Genomic DNA, 20,746 nt, shown 5'->3' on the forward strand with positions numbered 1-20,746 from the left:
GGGGGGGGGGGTGGGTTTGTGTTTTTTGTGGGTGGGGTGGGGGGGGGGGGCCTTCGGGGGGGGGGGGGAGGGGAAAAAGCCCCCGAACCCCACCCCCCCCCCCCCCCCCCAGGCCGTTTTCGCGAGTTCCCCACTCTGGGTTCCCAAGCGATGTGACATGTGCAATGGTACATGGCGCACAACCTGAAAGCCGTGCTCATGCCAAAAGCTGAGGCACGGCTCGCGGTCCGTCCGGGACCGCACCGCCCACTCCCCACAGTGCCGGGCGGGCCCGGACGGGTGCACCGCGAATCCCCCCTCGCCGCGCAACGGAGCGCGGCACACACCGCTGGGAGGCGGCACGTGAACACCCAACCGGTACGACGAAGTCTCACCGGGTTCCTGATACTCGCCCTGGCCATGTGCCTGGGCATCGGCATGCTGATCCACCCGGAACGGGCCGCGGCAGCGCAGCCGAAGCCCGCCGGGACCGCGGCCACCCGCCCCGGCCCGGCGGCCCAGCCCGCCACGGTCGCCGCGGCGAAGTCCGACCACACCGGAGCCGGTTCGCTCAGCGCGGCCGACCGGGCGCCGCTGCCCGCGTCCAAGGACGCGCTCAAGCAGGACTACGACACGCCGACGGCGCCGGTGGTCAGCCACTCCGCGCCGTCCATGAAGGCCGCGGCGCGGGCCAAGGCCAGGGCCAACGGCCTGACCGCGGCGGCGACATGCAACGCCTCGGACTTCACCGGCCGGACCGGCAGCGCCCTCGTCGCCCAGATCAGGGCGTCCACCACGGACTGCGTCAACACGCTGTTCAACCTGACCGGCACCGACGCCTACAACGCCTTCCGCGAGGCGCAGATGACCACCGTCGCCTACGCCATGCGCGACGGCTCGGCCGCCTACCCCGGTGACAGCAGCACCGGCATGCCGCAGCTCGTGCTCTACCTGCGGGCGGGCTACTACGTCCAGTACTACAACTCCTCGGCGGTCGGCAGTTACGGCACCGCCATGGTCACGGCCATCCGCAGCGCCCTGGACGCCTTTTTCGCCAGCGCCCACTCCGGCGACGTCACCGACGCCAACGGCGAGGCCCTCGCCGAGGCCGTCACCCTGATCGACAGCTCCGAGCAGGACGCCCGCTACCTGTACGTCGTCAAGCGGCTGCTGAACGGCTACAACAGCTCGTACGACGCGTCCTGGTACATGCTCAACGCCGTCAACAACGTCTACACCGTGCTGTTCCGCGGCCACCAGTTCCCGGACTTCGTCGCGGCCGTCGTGGCCGACCCGAGCGTGCTGGACACGCTGTACAACTTCGCCGGCTCGCACCTGGCGCTGCTGAGCACCGACCAGGCGTACCTGACGTCCAACGCCGGGCGTGAACTGGGCCGGTTCCTCCAGGAGTCGGCCCTGCGCGCCAAGGCCAGCCCGCTGGTGGCCGCGCTGCTGAGCCGGACCGCCATCACCGGACCCACCGCTGCCCTGTGGGTCGGCCTGGCCGAGATGACCAGCTACTACGACGCGTCGAACTGCTCGTACTACGACACGTGCAACCTCGCCGACCGGCTCAAGAGCTCGGTGCTCACGTCCAACTACACGTGCAGTTCCAGCATCCGCATCCTCGCGCAGGACATGACGGCCGCTCAGCTCAGCTCCTCCTGCGCCAGCCTGCGCGCCCAGGACGCGTACTTCCACGGCCTCGTCCACGACAGCGGGCCCGTCGCCAACGACAACAACTCCACCATCGAGGTGGTGGTCTTCAACTCCAGCACCGACTACCAGACATACGCCGGGGCCATGTACGGCATCGACACCAACAACGGCGGCATGTACCTGGAGGGCGACCCCGCCGCGGCCGGAAACCAGCCCCGCTTCATCGCCTACGAGGCCGAGTGGGTGCGCCCGGACTTCCAGATCTGGAACCTGAACCACGAGTACACGCACTACCTCGACGGCCGGTTCGACACCTACGGCGACTTCACCGCGAGCACCGCCACGCCGACCACCATCTGGTGGATCGAGGGCTTCGCCGAGTACGTCTCCTACTCCTACCGCAACGTGGTCTACACCGACGCGCAGAACCAGGCCGCGACGCACGGCTACACCCTGCGGTCGATCTTCGGCAACACCTACGACTCGGGCCAGACCCTGGTCTACAACTGGGGCTACCTCGCGGTGCGTTACATGCTCCAGTCGCACCCGGCGGACGTCACCGCGCTGCTCGCCGACTACCGCAGTGGCAACTACGCCGCCGCGCAGACCCTGCTCACCAGCACCATCGGCACGCGCTACAACAGTGACTGGGACGCCTGGCTGACCAAGTGCGCGGTGGGGAACTGCGGCAGCATCGGCGGCGGCAACCCGCCCGGCAACCAGGCGCCCACGGCCGCCTTCACCTCGACCGTCAGCAATCTGACCGCCGCCTTCACCGACAGGTCGACGGACAGCGACGGCACCATCGCCTCCCGCGCCTGGAACTTCGGTGACGGCACCACCTCCACCGCCGCCAACCCGTCCAGGACGTACACGGCCGCGGGCACGTACACCGTGACACTGACCGTCACCGACAACGGCGGCGCCACCAACACCACGTCGCGGACGGTCACGGTCGGCAGCGGCGGCGGCACGGCGCCCGAGTGCACCGGCGCCGACGTCAACCAGCTCGGCAAGAACTGCAAGCGCGGCAATCTGTCGGCGCCCACCGGCGACTACGCCTACCTGTACCTCTACCTGCCCGCGGGCACCACGACCCTGAAGATCACCTCGGCCGGCGGGACCGGCAACGCCGACCTCTACTACAGCAACACCGGGTGGGCCACGACCGCCAGCTACACCAGCAAGGCCACCGGCAGCGGCAACGCCCACACCCTGACCGTCACCAACCCGACGGCCGGTTACGTCTACGTCAGCCTCTACGCCGTCCAGGGCTTCAGCGGAGCCTCGGTCACCACGTCCTACTGATCCCGGCCGCCTGCCGGTAGCGGGCGCACGGAACAGGAGGCACCACGGTCCGAAGGGGCGGACAGCGGTCACCACCGCTGTCCGCCCTCCGGGCCCGTCCGTACCCCGGAAGCGGGGCGACCCCTCGCTTCCGGCCGGTCGGTCAGTGGGTAAGTCGGTCGATAAGGCGGTCTCAGCTGGTCAGTCGTCGACGGCGCACCGGAAGCCGCCGTGCGCCGTGGTGCTGTCCGGAGTGTTGGAGGTACGGGCGGCGACCCGGTAGCGGTTGCAGTAGGAGTGGTGGCACAGATACGAACCGCCGCGCAGCACCCGGTTGTCGCCGACGGGAGGACCCACCGGGTCGACCCGTGTCTCGGGCCGGGGCGCGGCGTGCCAGTCGGGGGAGAACCGGTCCGCGCACCACTCCCAGACATTGCCCGAGGCGTTGTGGAGCCCGTAGCCGTTGGGAGTGAAGGCGTTGGCGGGCGCGGTGCCCAGATATCCGTCCTCGCGGGTGTTGCGGACCGGGAAGTCGCCGCGCCAGATGTTGCAGCGGTGCCGCCCGTTGGGGGTCAGCTCGTCCCCCCAGGGGAAGCGGGCCCGTACCAGTCCGCCGCGTGCGGCCTTCTCCCATTCCGCCTCGGTGGGCAGCCGCTTGCCCGCCCAGGCCGCGTAGGCGACGGCGTCGTGCCAGGAGATGTGCACCACGGGGTGGTTGCCGCGCTCCCCGATCGAGGTGCCGGGGCCTTCGGGCGAGCGCCAGCAGGCGCCCGAGACCGCTCGCCACCACGGCGCGCCCGGCACGCGGCCGGGAAGCACCGCGTGCCGCGCCCGCGGAGGCACGAAGCCGCCGAAGACGTAGGACCAGCCGCTCAGTTCGGCCTGGGTGCGGTAGCCGGTGGCCTTGACGAACACGGCGAAGCGGGAGTTGGTGACGCATGTCGCGTCGATGCGGAAGGCGCTGACCGACACCTCGCGCACCGGCCCCTCGCCGTCGTCGGGGAACGCGTCCTCCTCGTCGCCGCCCATCAGATAGGGGCCTGCGGGCACGGCGACCATGCCGCGCAGCACCTCCGCGCGCGGGCGGTCGGGAACGGCGAAGTCCCGTGGCGGAGGCGTGAGTTCGGACCCCGTCCCGGCTCCGGCCTCGGCTGTTCCGCCGTGACCGCCGGGGCCGCAGCACGCCGTCACCGGGCACCACCGGCGTCACCCGTGCCACCGGCCGGATCGCCGCGGCGTCCCGGCGGCGGCGCACCGCCGTCCACGAGGACGTCGACCCGCTCGCCCGCCGCGTGCAGCAGCATCGCGACGGCGCCCTGGGCCGCGGCGTCGTCGCCGAGTGTGGAGGCCCTGACGGGGATGGTCCGCGCGGCGGCCGGCAGGGAGAACGCCGTGAGCTGCGCGCGGACCGTGTCGAGGACCGGAGCGCCGAGGGCGGCGAGTTCACCGGCGATCACCACGCACGCGGGGTCCGTCTGGGCGGCGAGTGCGGCGAGCACACGGCCCGCCGCCGTCGCGGCCCCGGCCACGACGTCGGCCGCCGGTCGCTCGCCGGACGCGGCCCGCGCCACCAGTTCGCGCCCGTCCCGGACTCTCGCCCCCCTGGCGCGGCACTCGGCCAGCAGCGCGGGGACGCCGATCACGCCCTCCAGGCAGCCGCGGCCCCCGCAGTAGCAGTCCGCTCCGCGCGGGTCGCAACTGGTGTGGCCGATCTCGCCCGCCGCGCCGTGCGCGCCGCGTACCAGTCGGCCGTCCACCACGAGCCCGCCGCCGACCCCCTGCGACCAGTGCAGGTACACGATGTCGGACAGGCCGCGCGCCGCGCCCCAGGTGATCTCGGCCAGCGCGGCCAGCCGCGTGTTGTTGTCCGTGACCACCGGCGCCTCGAAGTGGTCGCCGAGCCCGGCGACGATCCGGGCCGCGGAGGCCGCCCGGTCCGCGGGGTCCGGCGGACGCTCGTCGTCCGGGCGCCGCACCGGCCCCGGCAGGCCGAGGCCGACGCCGGTCACCGGGGCGAGACTCACCCCGCGCTCCGCGACCAGTTCGCCGACGGCGGCGACGACCGCGGCCACCCGCTCGTCGGGTCCGGCCTCCGCCCGCAGCGCGGTGCTGGACCGGGCGACGACCTCGTGGGCGTGGTTGGCGATCACGATCTGCAAGCGGGTCGGAAGCAGCCCGATGCCGATGAGCTGCGCGCCGCGCGGGTTGAGGGAGACCGCCATGGCGGGGCGGCCGGGGCCCCTCGGCGGCCGGGTGCCGGTGCGGGCGCCCGCGTCGGCGGTCGGGTGCGGGGCGCCGTCCGCCGCGGATGCGGTCGCGGCGGCCGTCCCCGTACCGCCGCCGGAGCCCGGCGCCCAGGTGCCGTCCGGCGCGGTCATCGGCCGCTCGACGACGGCCTCACGGGCGAGCAGGTCCGAGACGATCGTGAACAAGGTGGTGCGGGAGAGCCCCAGCCGCTCGATCAGCTCCGCGCGGCTCAGCGCTCCCGCGCGCCGCAATTCGCCGAGCACCGCCGCCTCGTGGGCGGCGCGCAGTCGGTGCAGTGCGGCTCCGCGTCGATCTGGCATGTCCGCATGATCGGACCGCGCCGTGGATTCTGTCAAGTTTCGGGACTAATCCATCCGCGCTGGTCAGTGCCTTCGGCGGTGAGGTGCTCGGCGGATTCGGGGACCTCGGCCGGTGATTAGTCCCGAGGGTTGACCAAAATGCCGGGCCGTCCTTACGGTGCACGGGAGCCGACCAAGCGACGACAGCGCCGCGAGCGGTGGGAGCGGAGGGGCGGCGGCCGGTGAGCCCGCACAACATCCTTTTTCTGATGACCGACCAGCACCGGGTGGACACCCTCGGCGCGTACGGCAACACCGTCGTCGAGACCCCGGCCCTGGACGGACTCGCGGCGCGGGGGACGCGGTTCGACCGGTTCTACACCCCGACGGCGATCTGCACACCGGCACGCGCGTCGCTGGCCACCGGCCTGCACCCGTTCCGGCACGGCCTGCTCGCCAACCCTGAGCGCGCCGCCGGCGGCCAGGACGAGCTGAACGAGAGCCAGCCACTGCTCTGGCCACAACTGCGGGCGGCCGGTTACCAGGTCGGCCACGTCGGCAAGTGGCACATCGGCCGCGAGCACGGCCCCGAGCACCACGGCCTGGACGGCGAGCACCTGCCCGGCGCGCTCAATCCCGTACGCCACCCGTCGTACCAGCGATGGCTGGCGGACCGCGGCCTGCCGCCGTTCGCGGTGACCGACCCCGTCTTCGGCACCGCCGCCAACGGCGTCGGCCGGGGCCACCTCATCGCGGGTCGGCTGCGGCAGCCCGTCGAGGCCACCGCCGAGGCGTTCCTCACCGACCGCACCCTCGCGCTGCTGGAGCGGTACGCCGCCGGCCGGCGCACGTCAGGGCGGCCGTTCATGCTGTCCTGCCACTGGTTCGGACCGCATCTGCCCTATCTCGTGCCCGACCACTACTACGACCTCTACGACCCGGACGATGTCGTGCTGCCCGAGTCGATGGCCGAGACCTTCGCGGGCAAGCCCGACGTACAACGCCGCTACAGCGAATACTGGTCGGCCGACGCCTTCGACGCGGACGCCTGGCGCAAGCTGATCGCCGTCTACTGGGGCTACGTCACTATGATCGACCACCAGATCGGCCGGATTCTGCGCGCCCTGGAGGAGTACGGCGTGGGCGACGACACCGCCGTGTTCTTCACCGCGGACCACGGCGAGTTCACCGGCGGCCACCGGCTGAACGACAAGGGCCCGGCGATGTACGAGGACATCTACCGCGTCCCCGCCATCGCGCGGGTGCCGGGCGGGCCCGCCCAGGTCTCGGACGCCTTCGCCACGCTCACCGACCTCAACCCCACCCTGCTGGACATCGCAGGCCTGCCCGCCCCCGAACCCTGCGACGGAGAAAGCCTGTTGCCGCTGCTGACCGGCGACACCGGGGGAGCGCGCGCGGTCCTGGACCGGACCGAGGTCGTCGCCGAATTCCACGGCCACCACTTCCCGTACTCCCAGCGCATGATCCGGGACCGCCGGTACAAGCTCGTCCACAACCCGGAGAGCGTGCACGAGCTGTACGACCTGGACCGCGATCCGCACGAGTTGCGCAATGTCCACGGGTCCCCGGCGTACGCCGACGTCAGGCGGGAGCTGACCGGGCGGCTGTACCGAGAACTGCTGCGCCGCGGCGACCCCGCCCACAGTTGGATGGGTTACACGGCCGACATCGGCGGCCACCGCGCACCGGACCTCGACGGCGTGGCCGACGACCTCGGCTGAACCGGCCGCTCACCCGGGCCCGGCCGTCCCGCACCGGCCCGCCCCCGACCGCCGGGCCCGTCCGCCCGCGCCCCGCGACCCACCTCACCATCAGCCCACCAGGGAGACCCACCATGGCAAGCCACGACCCGCGGCGCCCGAACGTCCTGCTCATCCTCAGCGACGACCAGGGCCACTGGGCCCTCGGCTGCGCGGGCAACGACGAGATCCTCACCCCGTCCCTCGACGCGCTCGCCGAGAGCGGCACCCGGCTGGAGAACTTCTTCTGCACCTCCCCGGTCTGCTCACCGGCCAGGGCCAGCCTCTTCACCGGCCAGATCCCGTCCCGCCACGGCGTGCACGACTGGCTCTCCGGCGGCCACGCGGGCCCGGACGGCCAGGACTTCCTCGCCGGACAGCGGCTGTTCACCGACGAGTTCGCCGACGCCGGCTACCGGCTGGGCCTGTCCGGCAAATGGCACCTCGGCGCCAACGACCGGCCGCGCCCCGGCTTCACGCACTGGTACGCGCACGAGAGCGGCGGCAGCGCTTACCACGACGCACCGATGTACCGGCACGGCACGAGGGAACCGGCCGCCGGATACCTCACCGACGTCCTGGCCGACGACGCGGTGGACTTCCTGAACGCCGAGGCCGGACGGGAGGAGCCCTTCTACCTCTCGCTGCACTTCACCGCCCCGCACAAGCCCTGGAAGGGCCAGCACCCGCCGCAGGTCGAACGCCTCTACGCGGACTGCGCGTTCGACACCTGCCCGCAGGAGGAACCGCACCCGTGGCAGCCGCTGGTCGACGGCGTACCGGTCGGCGGCGAGGCCGACGTCCGGGCCGCACTCGTCGGCTACTTCGCCTCCGTCACCGCCATGGACACCGCCGTCGGACAGGTCCTGCGGACCCTCGCGGACCTGGGCCTCACCGACAGCACGCTGGTGGTGTTCTCCAGCGACAACGGCTTCAACTGCGGCCACCACGGCATCTGGGGCAAGGGCAACGGCACCTTTCCGCAGAACATGTACGACAGCTCGGTCAAGGTCCCGGCGATCATCGCGCAACCCGGCCGGATCAGCGCGGGCTCGGTGCGCCACGAACTGCTGTCGGCGTACGACTTCGCCGCCACGCTCCTGGAGTGCGCCGGGCTGGACGCGGAACCGTTCGAGACCGGACCCGGCAGATCCTTCGCGCCACTGCTGCTGACCGGCCGGCCGAGCCAGCCGCCGCCGCCCCGGCCCGTGGTCGTCTACGACGAGTACGGTCCCGTCCGGATGATCAGGACCGCCGAGTGGAAGTACGTCCACCGGTACCCGCACGGTCCGCACGAGCTGTACGACCTGGCCGCCGATCCGGGCGAGCGCGTCAACCTCGTCGCCGACCCGGCGCACCGCGAACGCGTCGGCGACCTGCGGCGCCGGCTCGACGCGTGGTTCACGGAACACGGGGACCCGGCGCGGGACGGCAGCCGCCTGCCGGTCACCGGAGCCGGGCAGCGCGCGCCGCTGGACGCCGGACGGGGCGGCGCCGACGCTCCGGACGCGGACCCGCTCGGCGCCTTCGACGACCCCGAGTGGCAACCGCCGCATCCGCCGTTCAGTCCTTCTTGAATCGTTCTGTCCCCGGCCGCTGTGATGCAGGCGAACCCCTCCCCTCACGGGAACCCGGCGAGGGAGTACCGGAGGACAGACCATGCCAGAGCAGGCCCAAGGATTCACGCGACGCAAGGCGCTGATCGGCGCCGCACTCGGATCGGCCGCCGCCGCGCTGCCCGTCGCGGCCGCACCGGCGGCGGCCGACAGCCCGGCGGCGAACGGCGCCGCGGCCGGCCCCCCGGGGCAGGCCGCGGACGCGCCGAGCGTCGAGGACCAGGCACTCTCCCTCGACCCGCCGGTGTTCCTCTTCGAGACCCGGATACCCGAGCACCTGCGCACCGGGCCCGGCTCGCGGGTGAGCATCAGCGCCGCCACCGCCCGGATCGGCCCGCACTCCCTGCGCTGGGACTACCGGCCGGGCGCCGAACTGGAGATCCGTACCCCGCTGCGCTACGCACCCGACGCGTATCGCGACGGCGACGACCAGGCGACCATGGGGACGGTCGACACCTTCGCCGTGTGGATCCACAACGACCGGGCCCTCGACGACGTGCTCCGGGTGGAGTTCGGGCGCGGCCGGCGCGCCGACGCGTGGTGCGAGATCCACCTCGGCTTCACCGGCTGGCGGACCGTGTGGATCCGCTACGGGTACGACCTGTCGGGAAAGCCGCGCGCGGGCATGGACACCCTGCGGTTCGTCGCGCCCCGGCGCTCCGGCGCGGGCACCTTCCACCTCGACCAGCTCATCGTCAACACCGAGCTGCGCCCCGACCACCCCACCCGTGACCGGCAGGTGCCGTTCGTCAACCGCGAGGGCGACCGGGCCGCCAACGCCCATTGGCTGGCCCTGCTCTCGTACGCCGACCGGCTCGCCGCGCACCCGCTGCCGGAACCCGAGCCCACAGCGGGGGAGAGCGCCTCGCTCGCCGAGGTGACCCGGCGCTATCACGCGGTCCTGCGCAAGTCCCTCACGGTGGACGACGCGGCGGTCGCGGCGCTGGCCGCCGCGACCGACGGCCTCGGTGTGCCGTACCCCGGTGAGCGGGTGCCGGGCCGGGCCGTCGACTCCTACCAGACGGAGATCTACCCGCCGCGGATCGCCGCCGCGCTCAACGCGTTCGTCGCCGGCAGCCCGCTGCGCCAGGTCACCGACCTGATGTACCAGATCGCCTGCGCGTACGACGCCGCGTCGCACGACGCGCACCGGACCCGGCTCACCGATCTGTACGTACGGATCCTGGACCACCTCCGCGAACAGGGCTGGGCGGCGGGAAGCTGCCAGGGCACGATCCACCACCTCGGCTACCAGTTCCGCGGTTTCTACGACTCCGTCCACCTGATCCGTGACGCCCTGGCCGAGCGGGGGCTGCTGGACGGTGTCCGGGAGGACCTGGCCTGGTTCACCGGACTCGGCCGACTGCTCCAGGACTTCGGCGACGCCGAGTCCTACGCCGGCATCTTCGACATCCTCAACACCAACCTCCAGGGCATGCTCGGCACCGCCCTGCTCATGCCGACCCCGGCCGGGCAAGTGGCGCACCTGCACGCGCTGCGGCGCTGGCTGGACGCCGCCCTGACCGTCTCGCCCGGCATCATGGACGGTTTCAAGGCCGACGGCTCCGTCTTCCACCACCTGGGCATGTACCCGGACTACGCCCGCGACGGCTACAAGGGGTCGGCCCCGACTGTCGACATCCTCAGCGGCACCGCCTTCCGGGTGGGGGAGGCGGCACACGGCCGCTACAAGGACGCGTTGCTGCGGATGCGCGTCTACGCCAACGCCTCGGACTGGCCGCTGTCGCTGGCCGCCCGCCACCCCACCGGTCTGACCGCGCTCGCCCTGCCGCCCTACCAGTCGCTCACCACCGCAGGGTCCCCGGACGGCTCGCGGGAGCTGGACCCCGAGGTGGGCGCGGCGTTCCTGCGCCTGCTGCCCGCCAAGCCGAGTTCCGTGCAGAAGGCGCTGGCCCAGCGGTTGGCCGCCGCGGGCGTCACGGCGGAAGCCGCGCCGACGGGCAGTTGGGCGATGAACCACAGCGCGCTGGCCCTCCACCGACGCGATAACTGGCTGGTCGCGGTCCGCGGCCACAGCCGCTACCTGTGGAGCACCGAGATCTACGCCACCGACAACCTCTACGGGCGGTACACGACCTACGGCCAGATCCAGGTCCTCGGCCGCGGCGACCCGGTCGACAACCTGGCCAGCGGATTCCGGCAGCCCGGCTGGGACTGGAACCAGTGGCCGGGCACCACGGCCATCCGCCTGCCCTACGAAGAGCTGCGGTCCAACCTCGCGGGCGCGATCGAGCAGATGCCGCTCACCGAGTCGCGGTTCGGCGGCGCGGGCACCATCGACGACCGGCACGCCGTCTTCGCGATCGACCTGCGCGAACACCCCGTCTTCAACCCCTCGCACCGGGCACGCAAATCGGTGTTCCTCTTCGACGAGCGGGTCATCGCCCTCGGCTCCGGCATCCGCAACGACGACTCCGTCCACCCGACGCGGACCACGCTCTTCCAGTGCCACCTGGCCGAGCCCTCGGAACCGGTGATCCACAGCGCCCTGGGCGCGGTCGCCGACTTCCCCTACGCCGTCGACCGCACGCCGTCCGACCCGACGTGGCTGATCGACCCGGTCGGCAACGGCTACTGGATACCGCCGGGCCAGCGGCTCGCCCTGACCCGCGCCTCCCAGACCGCTCCCGACCAGAGCACGGGCACACCCGGTACCGCCGACTTCGCCACCGCGTGGCTCGACCACGGGAGCGCGCCGCGCGGCGGCCGTTACGCGTACGCCCTGATCGTGGACGCCACACCGGAGGACATGAGGGACTTCGCGGCGCGGATGGCCGACCCGACGATCGCGCCGTACTCGGTGCTGCGCCATGACGACGGCGCGCACGTCGTGCACGACCGGGCCACCGGGATCACCGCGTACGCCGTCTTCGAGCCGCAGCGCACCCTGGCGGCGGGCGGCCCGATCGCGGCGGTGGACACGCCCTCGCTGCTGCTCGCGCGCCCGGACTCGGACGGCCTCGTGCTGTCCGTCACCGATCCGGACCTGCGCCTGTACGAGGGCCGGGACCGGGACCAGTACGACCGGAACGGCGCGTTCGTCGGCGTGCTCAGCCCGTTCACCAGGCCCTGGCGGGACAGCCGGGGAAGCACCCACCGGCTGCGGCTGGTCCTGCGTGGCGCCTGGCGGACCGCCGAGCCCCACACCGAGGTCCGCACCGCCGTGCACGGCGGCCTGACCTCGGTGGACGTCCGGTGCCACCTCGGCCTGGGGGTACAGATCCGGCTGCGGTCCGCGTGAAGGCGCCGGGCGGCGGATGAGCGGGAGACGGGAAGGGCCGGTGCCCGGGGTTTCCCCCCGGGCACCGGCCCTTCCGGGCGTCGGCGTCAGACGCTCTGCGCGGCGCCCACCCCGACCGGCTCTCCGGTCGCGGCCGAGGCGTACGACGCCAGGACGAGTTCCACGATGTGGCGGCCGTGTTCCGGGGTGACCCGGGGGGCGGCGCCGCCGACGGCCGCGACGAAGTCGGCGAGCTGCTCCCGGAAGGCGTCCGGGATGTCGGTACCACTTGGGGTGTGGATCTGCCGGGTGCGGCCGTCGATGCGCAGAAACGTTCCCGCCCGCGGGTCGGCGACCACCGAGCCGCGTTCGCACACCACGGTCAGCTCGTCGACCTTGTGGGGCGGGTCGGAGATCACCGAGACACCGGCCAGCCCGCCGTTGGCGAGCCGCAGCGCGACGGTGCCGTCGGTCTCGACGGGCGCGCCGAACCGCTCGGTGACGGCGGCGGTCAGCGAGACCGCGGGCGCGCCGCCCAGCCAGACCGACCGGTCCAGGCAGTGGGCGCCGATGTTCATCAGCGCGCCGCCGCCCGCCAGTTCACGGGAGAAGAACCAGGGGGAGCGGGTGCCGGGCCGGTAGTCCGTGCTGCGGTAGTCGTGCACGGCCAGCGGCGCGCCCAGCACACCGTCGGCGATCGCCCGCTCGGCGGCGCACTTGTCGGGCAGGAAGTGCTGGATGTGCCCGACGGCCAGGGTGACCCCGGCCTGAGCGCAGGCCGCGGCCATCGCGTCGCAGTCGTCGAGGGTGGTGGCCATTGGCTTCTCCACCAGCACATGCAGGCCGTGCGCGGCGGCGTCCAGGACCATCCGGCTGTGGAGCGCGTGCGGGGTGTTGACGATGACCGCGTCGACCGAGCGGCAGGCGAGCAGGTCGCGGTAGTCGGTGAAGGTCGCGGCCCCGTGCGGGGCGGCGACCCGGCGGGCCGCCGATTCCTCCAGGTCACAGACCGCCGTCAGGCGGGTGTCCGCGATCCGGTCCGCGGCCAGGGCGTGCAGGTCCGCGACCGCGCCCGCGCCGATCAGTCCGATACGCATGGAACTCCTTGTCGGTGGGATTCAGGACATCTCGGGGAGCGGTCGCGGCTCCGCGTGGAGCGCGGCGGCCCCGCAGGAGGCGCGCACGACGATCCGCGGGCGGAGCAGCACTTGGTGCAGGGGACAGGCGTCGCCCTCGGAGAGCCGGCGCAGCAGCACCTCGGCCGCCATCCGGCCGACCCGGTACTTCGGAGGGGAGACCGCGGTGAGCGGCACCTCCGCTATGTCCGCGGTCTCGTCGTCGTACGAGACCAGGGCCAACTGCCCCGGGATCTGCGTGCCGTGACGTCGGGCGGCGGCCTCCAGCAAAATCGCCTCCCGGTCGCCGAAGACCAGGGCCGCGGTCGTCCTGGACTCCATCAGGTCGGCGATCATCCGGTCCGCCAGCGCGGCGGTCCACTGCGCCTTCTCGGCTTCGTGGCGGAAGCTCCCCGACAGCCCGAGGTCGTCCATCGCCCGCCGGAAACCCAGCGCGACGGCGACCCCGGTCGGATTGCGGCTGCGGGTGATCAGCGCGATCCGCTCGTGCCCCAGCCGGTGCAGATGCAGCACCGCGTCGTACGCGCCGCCCAGATGGTCGGAGCAGACGTGCTCGGTACGGTCACCGGGACCCGCGTCGATGAGGCGGCGCTCCAGCAGGACCGCGGGCACCGGCAGCGACATCAGCTCACCGGCCCGGACCCCGGGGTCCTCGATTCCGGTCAAGGTGGGTACCAGCAGCAGCCCGTCGACGCCGGATTCCAGCAGGAAGCCCAGGTCGCGGTCCTCCTCGGCGCGGTCGTAGTGGTACGTGGCGAGTTGCAGGCCGACACCGGCCGCGGACAGCGCCTCCTCGATGCCCTGGAGCACCCGGGGGTAGTACAGCTTGGTGTCGGGGACGAGGACGCCCACGGTCCGCCGGGTGCGCGGCGCCTGCTGCCGGGGGCTCGCCACGAAGCTGCCCGAGCCCTGCCGCCGTACCACCAGACCCTCTTCGACCAGCAGGTCGAAGGCGCGCCGCACCGTGGTCAGCGACAGGCCGGTCTCCTGGGACAGCCCGCTCTCGGTCGGCAGCTTCGCGCCGGTGGGCCAGTCGCCGGCCAGGATGCCGCGGCGCAGTTCCGCCGCGAGCGACTGGAACTTGAGGTTGCGCGCGGCGGTGTCCCGCACCGAGCCGGTCCTGCGGCGGCTGCCACCGGAACGGGATGAATCGGCCATGTCGTCCCTCTGCTGGAGTGTCGCCGAGCGTGGTCCGCTCCGATTGTCGCGCCCGGCAGGAGAGCAATAAAGGACTAATCAGGGACGGCTTCATGACGGACCGGCGGACTTCTCCGGTGACGGCGGAGCATCCGCCGACTACCAAGCGGATTCGGGACGCAATACGTCTTGAATGCTCTCTTCCGCGCTCGTGACAGTGGGCCGCACAGAGCAGTCATCCACTGCCCTCATCCAGAGGCGGGAAGTATGGGCACGCATATCTCAGGTCATCGCTGGCAGCTCCCGGTCGCGCTGGGCGCCGTGGGCGTCCTCCTGTGCGCCGCGACGGCGTGCTCGGGCGCCACCTCCTCGTCGGGCTCGTCCCGGCAGTTCACCTACTGGTCGATGTGGAAGGAGGGCGAGCCGCAGCAGAAGGTGCTCGCCCTGGCCGTCACCGACTTCGAGAAGCAGACCGGCATCAAGGTCAAGGTCCAGTGGCAGGGGCGGAACAACCTGCAGAAGCTGGTGCCCGCGCTGAACACCAACAATGTGCCCGACCTGGTCGACGGTCCCTACGTGAAGCTCGTCCCCGCGCTGGTGGCCACCCAGCAGTCGCTCGGCCTGACCTCGGCCTTCGACACCGAGGTCGACGGCTCCACCGCGGGCAAGCTGATCCCGGCCAAGTACCTCAAGACCATCGACATCGACGACGCGGCGGGCCGGCCCTGGATGGTGCCGTACAGCATCACCTCCGACGCCGTCTGGTACGACGCCGCGGCCCACCCCGAGCTGAGACGCGACCCGCCCCGTACCTGGGACGAGTTCATCGCCCTGCTCGACCGGATCAAGAAGGACGGCCGGACCCCGCTCGCCGCGGACGGCGACGTGACCGGCTACAACGCCGCGTTCCTGTCCACCCTGATCGTCCGCAACCTCGGACCCGGCGGGCTCAAGAAGGTCGCCTCCGACCGGACCGGCAAGGCGTGGCTCGACCCGGCCGTGCTGGACGCCGCCAAGAAGGTCGAGCAACTCGTCCGCGGCGGCTACCTGATCGACGGCTACAAGGCGAGCAAGTGGCCCGCCGAGCAGCAGAAGTGGGCGAACGGCAAGGCCGAGCTGATGTTCAACGGCTCGTGGCTGCCCACCGAGTCCGCCACCTACGCGGCCAAGGGCTTCGCGTACGCGGCCTTCCCCTTCCCGGTCACCGCCGCCGGTCACTCCAGCATGCGCGCCGACTTCGTGGGCTTCGCCGTACCGAAGAAGGCCGACGACGCCAAGGACGCGCAGCGGTTCGCCGCCTTCCTGCTCGGCAAGAAGTACCAGGACGCGATGGGCCGGCAGGCCAAGGTCATCCCGGTCCGCGCGGACGCGGCCACCTCGCCCGAGATGGCCGACGTGAAGAAGGCACTGGACCAGGCGGACTCCTTCCACCAGCAGAACGACGGCGTGGCCTTCCCCGGCTACAACGAGAAGCTGTTCTGGGCCAAGGACGACGAACTCTTCTTCGGCAAGATCTCCGCCGAGGAGTTCGTGCACCAGATGCAGGGGGCCCAGGCCACGTACTGGAAGGACCAGCCGCAGTGATCAGGACCGCACCGGCCGGTCCCGACACCGGCCCGGCCGCCGACTCCGCGACCGGCCAGGAGCCAGGACCGGTGCGGCCCGAGCGGGCGCGTCCGGGCGGCACCGCGGCGGGCGGAACGCTCGCCCGGCAGCGACGCCGGCTCTTCGTGCCGTTCGTCGGCCCGGCCCTGCTGCTCTACACCGTGGTCTTCGTGGCGCCGATCGGCGGCGCGGTCTGGATCAGCCTGCACAACTGGGCCGGCTCCGGGCCCATGACCTGGGCGGGACTGCGCAACTACACCCGGCTCTTCCACGACGACCTGTTCATGGAGTCGCTCGGCAACACCCTCAAGCTGCTCTTCCTCGTCGGCATCGCGGTCTTCGCGATCAGCTTCGCCCTGACCCTGATCCTGCGGGACATGGCGGGCCGCAAGGTCGTCCGGTCGATCATCTTCTTCCCGCACCTGGTCAACGCCCTGGTCTACGGAGTCCTGGTCGGATTCATCTTCAACCCCGACGGCCTGGCCAACTCCCTGCTCGCCCACCTCGGCATCCACTCCCCGCCGCAGTGGCTGTCCCAGGACAACATGTTCCCGCTCATCATGGTCACGATGACCTGGATGACGACCGGTTACTTCACCACCATCCTGATGGCCGGTGTCGACCGCATCCCGGTCAGTTACTACGAGGACTGCGCGCTGGCCGGCGCCGGCGCCCTCCAGCGGCTCCGCTACGTCGTCCTCCCGCTGACCTGGGACGTCTTCGGAGTCTGCGCGGTCCTGTGGACGATCTCCTCGGTGAAGATCTTCGAGATCGTCTGGATCTTCGGCGGCAGCAGCGGCAACGGCATCCCGCCCACCAAGACCTGGACCTCCGCCGTCTACACCTACGCCACCGCCTTCTCCGGCGACTCGGTGCCCTCCTACGGGGCGGCCACGGCGTCGGCGATCCTCTCCCTCCTGCTGGTCACCGTGCTCGTCGTGCTGTTGCGGCGCCTGATGCGCAGGGAAGCCGTCGAGTTCTGAAAGGCGCGTACCCCATGAGTTCCCTCTTGCAGGTCAGACGGCCGGCCGGGCCGCGCGGCCGGACACCGCTCGGCGGACGCAGTCCGCTGCGCACCGCGGGCGTGGCGGTGACCTGGCTGTTCGTCGCCGCCAACGTCGCCGGACTGGTCTGGTTGGTGCTCCAGTCGTTCCGCGACACCCGGTCCATCCTCTCCTCGCCGTGGGGTCTGCCGCACTCGCTGTCCGCGCACAATCTCGTGCACGCCTGGACGGTCAGCGGATTCGGGCGGGCGGCGTTCAACTCGGTGGTGGTCACCGGGATCTCCTCGGTGCTGACCGTCGCCGTCGCCGCGCCCGCCGGGTACTACCTGTCCCGGCAGGACACCCGACTGAGCCGCGGACTCACGCTGTTCTTCGTGCTCGGCCTCGGTGTGCCGGTGCAGGTGATCCTCATCCCGCTGTTCGTCATGCTCAACCGCGTCTACCTCACCGACAGCCTGCTCGGCCTCAATCTGGTCTACATCGGCGTCTCGCTGCCCTTCACCGTCTTCCTGCTGACCGGCTTCTTCCGTTCGCTGCCGAAGGAGTTGGAGGAGGCCGCGGCCCTGGACGGGGTCTCCCCGGCCGCCACCTTCTGGCGGATCATGCTGCCCGTCGCCCGCGGCGGCATCGTCACCGCGTTCGTTCTCCAGGTCATCGCGCACTGGAACGAGACGCTGCTCGCCCTGACCCTGCTCCAGTCCACCGACAACTACACGCTGCCGATCGCGCTGATCTCCTTCGTGCAGCAGCAGACGTACAGCGGCGCCGACTGGGGCGGCCTGTTCGCCGGGCTGTGCATCGTCGTCCTGCCCATGCTGGTCGTCTACATCTGGCTGGGACGGCGGCTCACCGAGGGTCTCACCCTGGGGATGGGCAAATGACACCGGGGGAGGACGGTTCCGTACGGCGCCCCAATCTCGTCCTGGTGATCGCCGACCAGTGGCGGGCCGGCTGCCTCGGCTTCCTGGGCGAGGACCCGGTCCGCACCCCGGCCCTCGACGAACTGGCCGAAAAATCCAGGGTGCTGACGCAGGCGGTGAGCAACTACCCGGTGTGCAGCCCCTGTCGGGCGATGCTGATGACCGGACGCTACCCGTACGGCAACGGCGTCCACCTCAACGTCAACTCCGCGACCGCCGAACTCGGCGTGGGGCTGCGGCCGGAAACACGGTGCTGGTCGGACGTCCTCGCCGACGAGGGGTACGCGCTCGGCTACATCGGCAAGTGGCATCTGGAGGCCCCGGTGCCGGCGGACGCGGCGGCCGGGGAAGGCGTCCGCGAGGACGGCCGGGTCTGGGACGCGTACACCGCGCCCGACCGCAGGCACGGCTTCGGCTTCTGGTACTCCCACGGCTGCTGCGACGACCACGCCCGGCCCCATTACTGGACCGGCGACGCGCCCCGCGAGGCCCCGGTCAGGGTCGACCAGTGGTCGGCCGAGCACGAGACCGATGTCGCCCTGTCCTTCCTCGACGGCGCGGCACGCGACTACCACCGCGGCGGCACGCCGTTCGCCCTCGTGCTGTCCTACAACCCGCCGCACCAGCCCTTCGACCAGGTGCCGCAGCGGTACCTGGACGGCTACTCGACACGGTCAGCGCGGGAACTGCTGACCCGGCCGAACGTCGACTGGGACCGTCCGGAGGCCGCCGAGGCCGCACGCGCCGCGCCCTCCTACTACGCCGCGGTCACCGGCGTGGACCACCAGATCGGCCGGGTGCTCGCCGCCCTGGACGAGCACCGGCTGACCGGCGACACATTCGTGGTGTTCACCTCGGACCACGGCATGCAACTGGGCAGCCACGGTCTGATGTACAAGAACGTGCCCTACGAGGAGTCGATGCGCGTGCCGTTCCTGGTCTCCCGGCCCGGCCACGTCCCGCCCGGCCGGGACGACCTGCTGCTGAGTTCGCCCGATGTCGCGCCCACCGTTCTGGGCCTGCTCGGCGTGGCGGACGCGATCGTCGAGGGCACGCAGGGGCGCGACCTGTCCGGGGCGCTGCTCGCACCGCCCGGCGACCGGGGCGCCGTACGGCCAGGGGCCGCGCTGTATCTGGGACCCGCGGCCGGGCCCGGCGACCCCGACATCCGCGGCCTGCGCACCCGCACGCACAAGCTGGTGGCCGCGTACGCACCCGAAGGCACGGTCACGGTACGGCTGTTCGACCTCGCGGCGGACCCCTACGAGCGCACGGACGTCGTCGCGGACCGGTCCGCCCAGGCGGTCGCCCTCGCGGCGGCGCTGACCGGCGAACTGGACCGCACCGGCGATCCGTGGCCGGGCCGGTCGGCCCTGGCGGCGTGGACGGCGCGAGCGCGGGAGCAGACGGAGGACCACGGCCAGGCGCCCCGTGGCGCCGCGCGATGAAGGCCCCCGCCGGGGCCGAACGCCCCAACATCCTCGTGCTGCTGACCGACCAGCACGCGGCGCACATGCTCGGCTGCGCAGGCGCCGGTCATGTCTCGACACCGCACGTGGACCGCCTCGCCGCGCAGGGCACCCGTTTCGACCGTGCCTACACCACCTTCCCGCTGTGCGTCCCGGCGCGCGGCAGCCTGCTGACCGGGCGGTACCCGCACGAACTGGGCGTCAATGGCAACGCCCCGGCATCCTCCGTCCCCGGCAGCGATCCGGGCCGTCGTCCCGACAGCCTCGGCCACCTGCTCAGGGCCGCCGGCTACGACACCCTCTACGCGGGCAAGTGGCACGCGCGGTCTGCGAGCGCGACGCCCGAGGACGGCTTCACCGTGCTGCGCCCCTTCGGCGACGCCGGTCTGGCCGACGCGTGCGCGCGCTGGCTCACCTCCCGCGTGCCCGGGGACCGGCCCTTCGCCCTGGTCGCCTCCTTCGACGATCCGCACACCGTCTGCGAGTACGCCAGGGACCAGCCCATGCCGTACGGGGACGTGCCCGCGGTTCCGGTACGCCGAGCCCCGCCGCTCCCGTCGAACTTCGGCCGCCATCCCTACGAACCCGAGGCCGTCCGGCACGAACAGGCCGTCCAGGCCGCGGTGTACGGGACCGCCGGCTACACCCCCGACGACTGGCGGCGGTACCGTCACACCTACGCCCGCCTGGTCGAGCGGGCCGACGCGGCACTGGGCACCGTGCTCGACGCGCTGCACTCCACGGGCGCGGCCGACGACACCCTGGTGGTGTTCACCAGCGACCACGGCGACGGCGACGCGGCCCACGCGTGGAACCAGAAGACCGCGCTCTTCGAGGAAGCCGTCAGGGTCCCGCTCGTCATCCGGCCGCCGGGCGGTCGCGGCAGCGGCGGCGTGAGCGACGCGCTGGTCTCCGTCGGCCTGGACCTGCTCCCCACCCTGTGCGCCGCCGCGGGCGTCCCGGCCCCGCCCGGACTGCGCGGCAGGAACCTCCTGGCCGCCCCCGAAGTACCCTGCGGCCACGACCACATCGTGGTCGAGACGCTCTTCGAACGTCCGGACCCGCCCCTGACGCGCGGGCGCTCACTGATCACCGCACGCCACAAATACACGGTCTACAGCTGGGGCCGCTGGCGCGAACAACTCCACGATCTGCGCGCCGATCCGGGCGAGACCCGGAACCTGGCGGTGGAGGAGAGCCACGACGCCCTGCGCGAACGGCTGCGCGCGACGCTGCTCCAATGGTGCCTGGACACCGGGGACACGGACTTCCTCAAACGCCTCGTCCTCCCCGACGGTGTCGCGAGCCGGACCCGCGACCGCGTCTTCGCGATTCCCTACTGAGACCTCGCGCCCCGATCCGTCGCCCGGCCCTCCGGGAAACGCTT

General features: G+C 72.1%; 13 protein-coding genes. 9 read left to right on the forward strand and 4 right to left on the reverse strand.

Annotated elements, in window-relative coordinates:
• Nucleotides 1–399: 399 nt before the first annotated feature.
• A complete protein-coding gene (locus ACZ37P_RS31515) occupies nt 400–2,946 on the forward strand; it encodes a collagenase (protein ID WP_467349858.1) in 2,547 nt (848 codons plus the stop codon).
• A 180-nt stretch (nt 2,947–3,126) separates the two neighbouring features.
• Here the strand turns inward: ACZ37P_RS31515 and ACZ37P_RS31520 are convergent, their stop codons facing one another.
• Together ACZ37P_RS31520 and ACZ37P_RS31525 are read right to left on the reverse strand one after the other, a co-directional pair.
• Complete coding sequence (locus ACZ37P_RS31520; protein ID WP_467349729.1) at nt 3,127–4,116, reverse strand: formylglycine-generating enzyme family protein; 990 nt, start codon at nt 4,114–4,116, stop codon at nt 3,127–3,129.
• Nucleotides 4,113–5,492: an ROK family transcriptional regulator gene (locus ACZ37P_RS31525; protein ID WP_467349731.1), complete on the reverse strand. Its 1,380-nt coding sequence runs from the start codon at nt 5,490–5,492 to the stop codon at nt 4,113–4,115. Before ACZ37P_RS31525 ends, ACZ37P_RS31520 begins: the two co-directional genes overlap by 4 nt.
• Nucleotides 5,493–5,740: 248 nt before the next feature.
• Between ACZ37P_RS31525 and ACZ37P_RS31530 the strand changes: the two genes are divergently transcribed.
• The 3 genes from ACZ37P_RS31530 (at nt 5,741) to ACZ37P_RS31540 (ending at nt 12,109) form a co-directional block, all read left to right on the forward strand.
• Nucleotides 5,741–7,213, forward strand: a complete 1,473-nt coding sequence (locus ACZ37P_RS31530; RefSeq protein ID WP_467349733.1) for a sulfatase-like hydrolase/transferase — start codon at nt 5,741–5,743, stop codon at nt 7,211–7,213.
• Nucleotides 7,214–7,326: 113 nt separating this feature from the next.
• Nucleotides 7,327–8,808 (forward strand): sulfatase-like hydrolase/transferase, encoded by a 1,482-nt coding sequence (locus tag ACZ37P_RS31535; protein WP_467349735.1) that lies wholly within the window; start codon nt 7,327–7,329, stop codon nt 8,806–8,808.
• A gap of 82 nt (nt 8,809–8,890) precedes the next feature.
• A complete protein-coding gene (locus tag ACZ37P_RS31540) occupies nt 8,891–12,109 on the forward strand; it encodes a chondroitinase family polysaccharide lyase (RefSeq protein WP_467349737.1) in 3,219 nt (1,072 codons plus the stop codon).
• A gap of 86 nt (nt 12,110–12,195) precedes the next feature.
• Here ACZ37P_RS31540 and ACZ37P_RS31545 read toward each other — a convergent pair whose 3' ends face one another.
• Nucleotides 12,196–13,185, reverse strand: coding sequence for a Gfo/Idh/MocA family protein (locus tag ACZ37P_RS31545; RefSeq protein WP_355335262.1), 990 nt, complete (start codon nt 13,183–13,185; stop codon nt 12,196–12,198).
• Nucleotides 13,186–13,206: 21 nt separating this feature from the next.
• Nucleotides 13,207–14,382, reverse strand: coding sequence for a GntR family transcriptional regulator (locus tag ACZ37P_RS31550; RefSeq protein WP_391162798.1), 1,176 nt, complete (start codon nt 14,380–14,382; stop codon nt 13,207–13,209).
• A 246-nt stretch (nt 14,383–14,628) separates the two neighbouring features.
• Here ACZ37P_RS31550 and ACZ37P_RS31555 point away from each other — a divergent pair, with 246 nt between their 5' ends.
• The 5 genes from ACZ37P_RS31555 to ACZ37P_RS31575 are packed head-to-tail and all read left to right on the forward strand — an operon-like array spanning nt 14,629 to nt 20,702.
• Nucleotides 14,629–15,945 carry an ABC transporter substrate-binding protein gene (locus ACZ37P_RS31555; protein WP_401720134.1) on the forward strand — a complete coding sequence of 439 codons (1,317 nt, stop codon included), beginning with the start codon at nt 14,629–14,631 and terminating at the stop codon, nt 15,943–15,945.
• Nucleotides 15,942–16,949, forward strand: coding sequence for a carbohydrate ABC transporter permease (locus ACZ37P_RS31560; protein ID WP_401307757.1), 1,008 nt, complete (start codon nt 15,942–15,944; stop codon nt 16,947–16,949). Before ACZ37P_RS31555 ends, ACZ37P_RS31560 begins: the two co-directional genes overlap by 4 nt.
• Nucleotides 16,950–16,963: 14 nt before the next feature.
• Nucleotides 16,964–17,851, forward strand: a complete 888-nt coding sequence (locus tag ACZ37P_RS31565) for a carbohydrate ABC transporter permease (protein ID WP_401854606.1) — start codon at nt 16,964–16,966, stop codon at nt 17,849–17,851.
• Nucleotides 17,848–19,338 (forward strand): sulfatase family protein, encoded by a 1,491-nt coding sequence (locus ACZ37P_RS31570; RefSeq protein ID WP_401720143.1) that lies wholly within the window; start codon nt 17,848–17,850, stop codon nt 19,336–19,338. Before ACZ37P_RS31565 ends, ACZ37P_RS31570 begins: the two co-directional genes overlap by 4 nt.
• On the forward strand, nt 19,335–20,702 hold the full coding sequence (locus ACZ37P_RS31575) for a sulfatase family protein (protein ID WP_467349742.1): 1,368 nt from the start codon (nt 19,335–19,337) through the stop codon (nt 20,700–20,702). The genes ACZ37P_RS31570 and ACZ37P_RS31575 overlap by 4 nt, the downstream gene beginning before the upstream one ends.
• Nucleotides 20,703–20,746 lie beyond the last annotated feature (44 nt).

It is taken from the genome of Streptomyces sp. NPDC024632 (assembly GCF_055559175.1).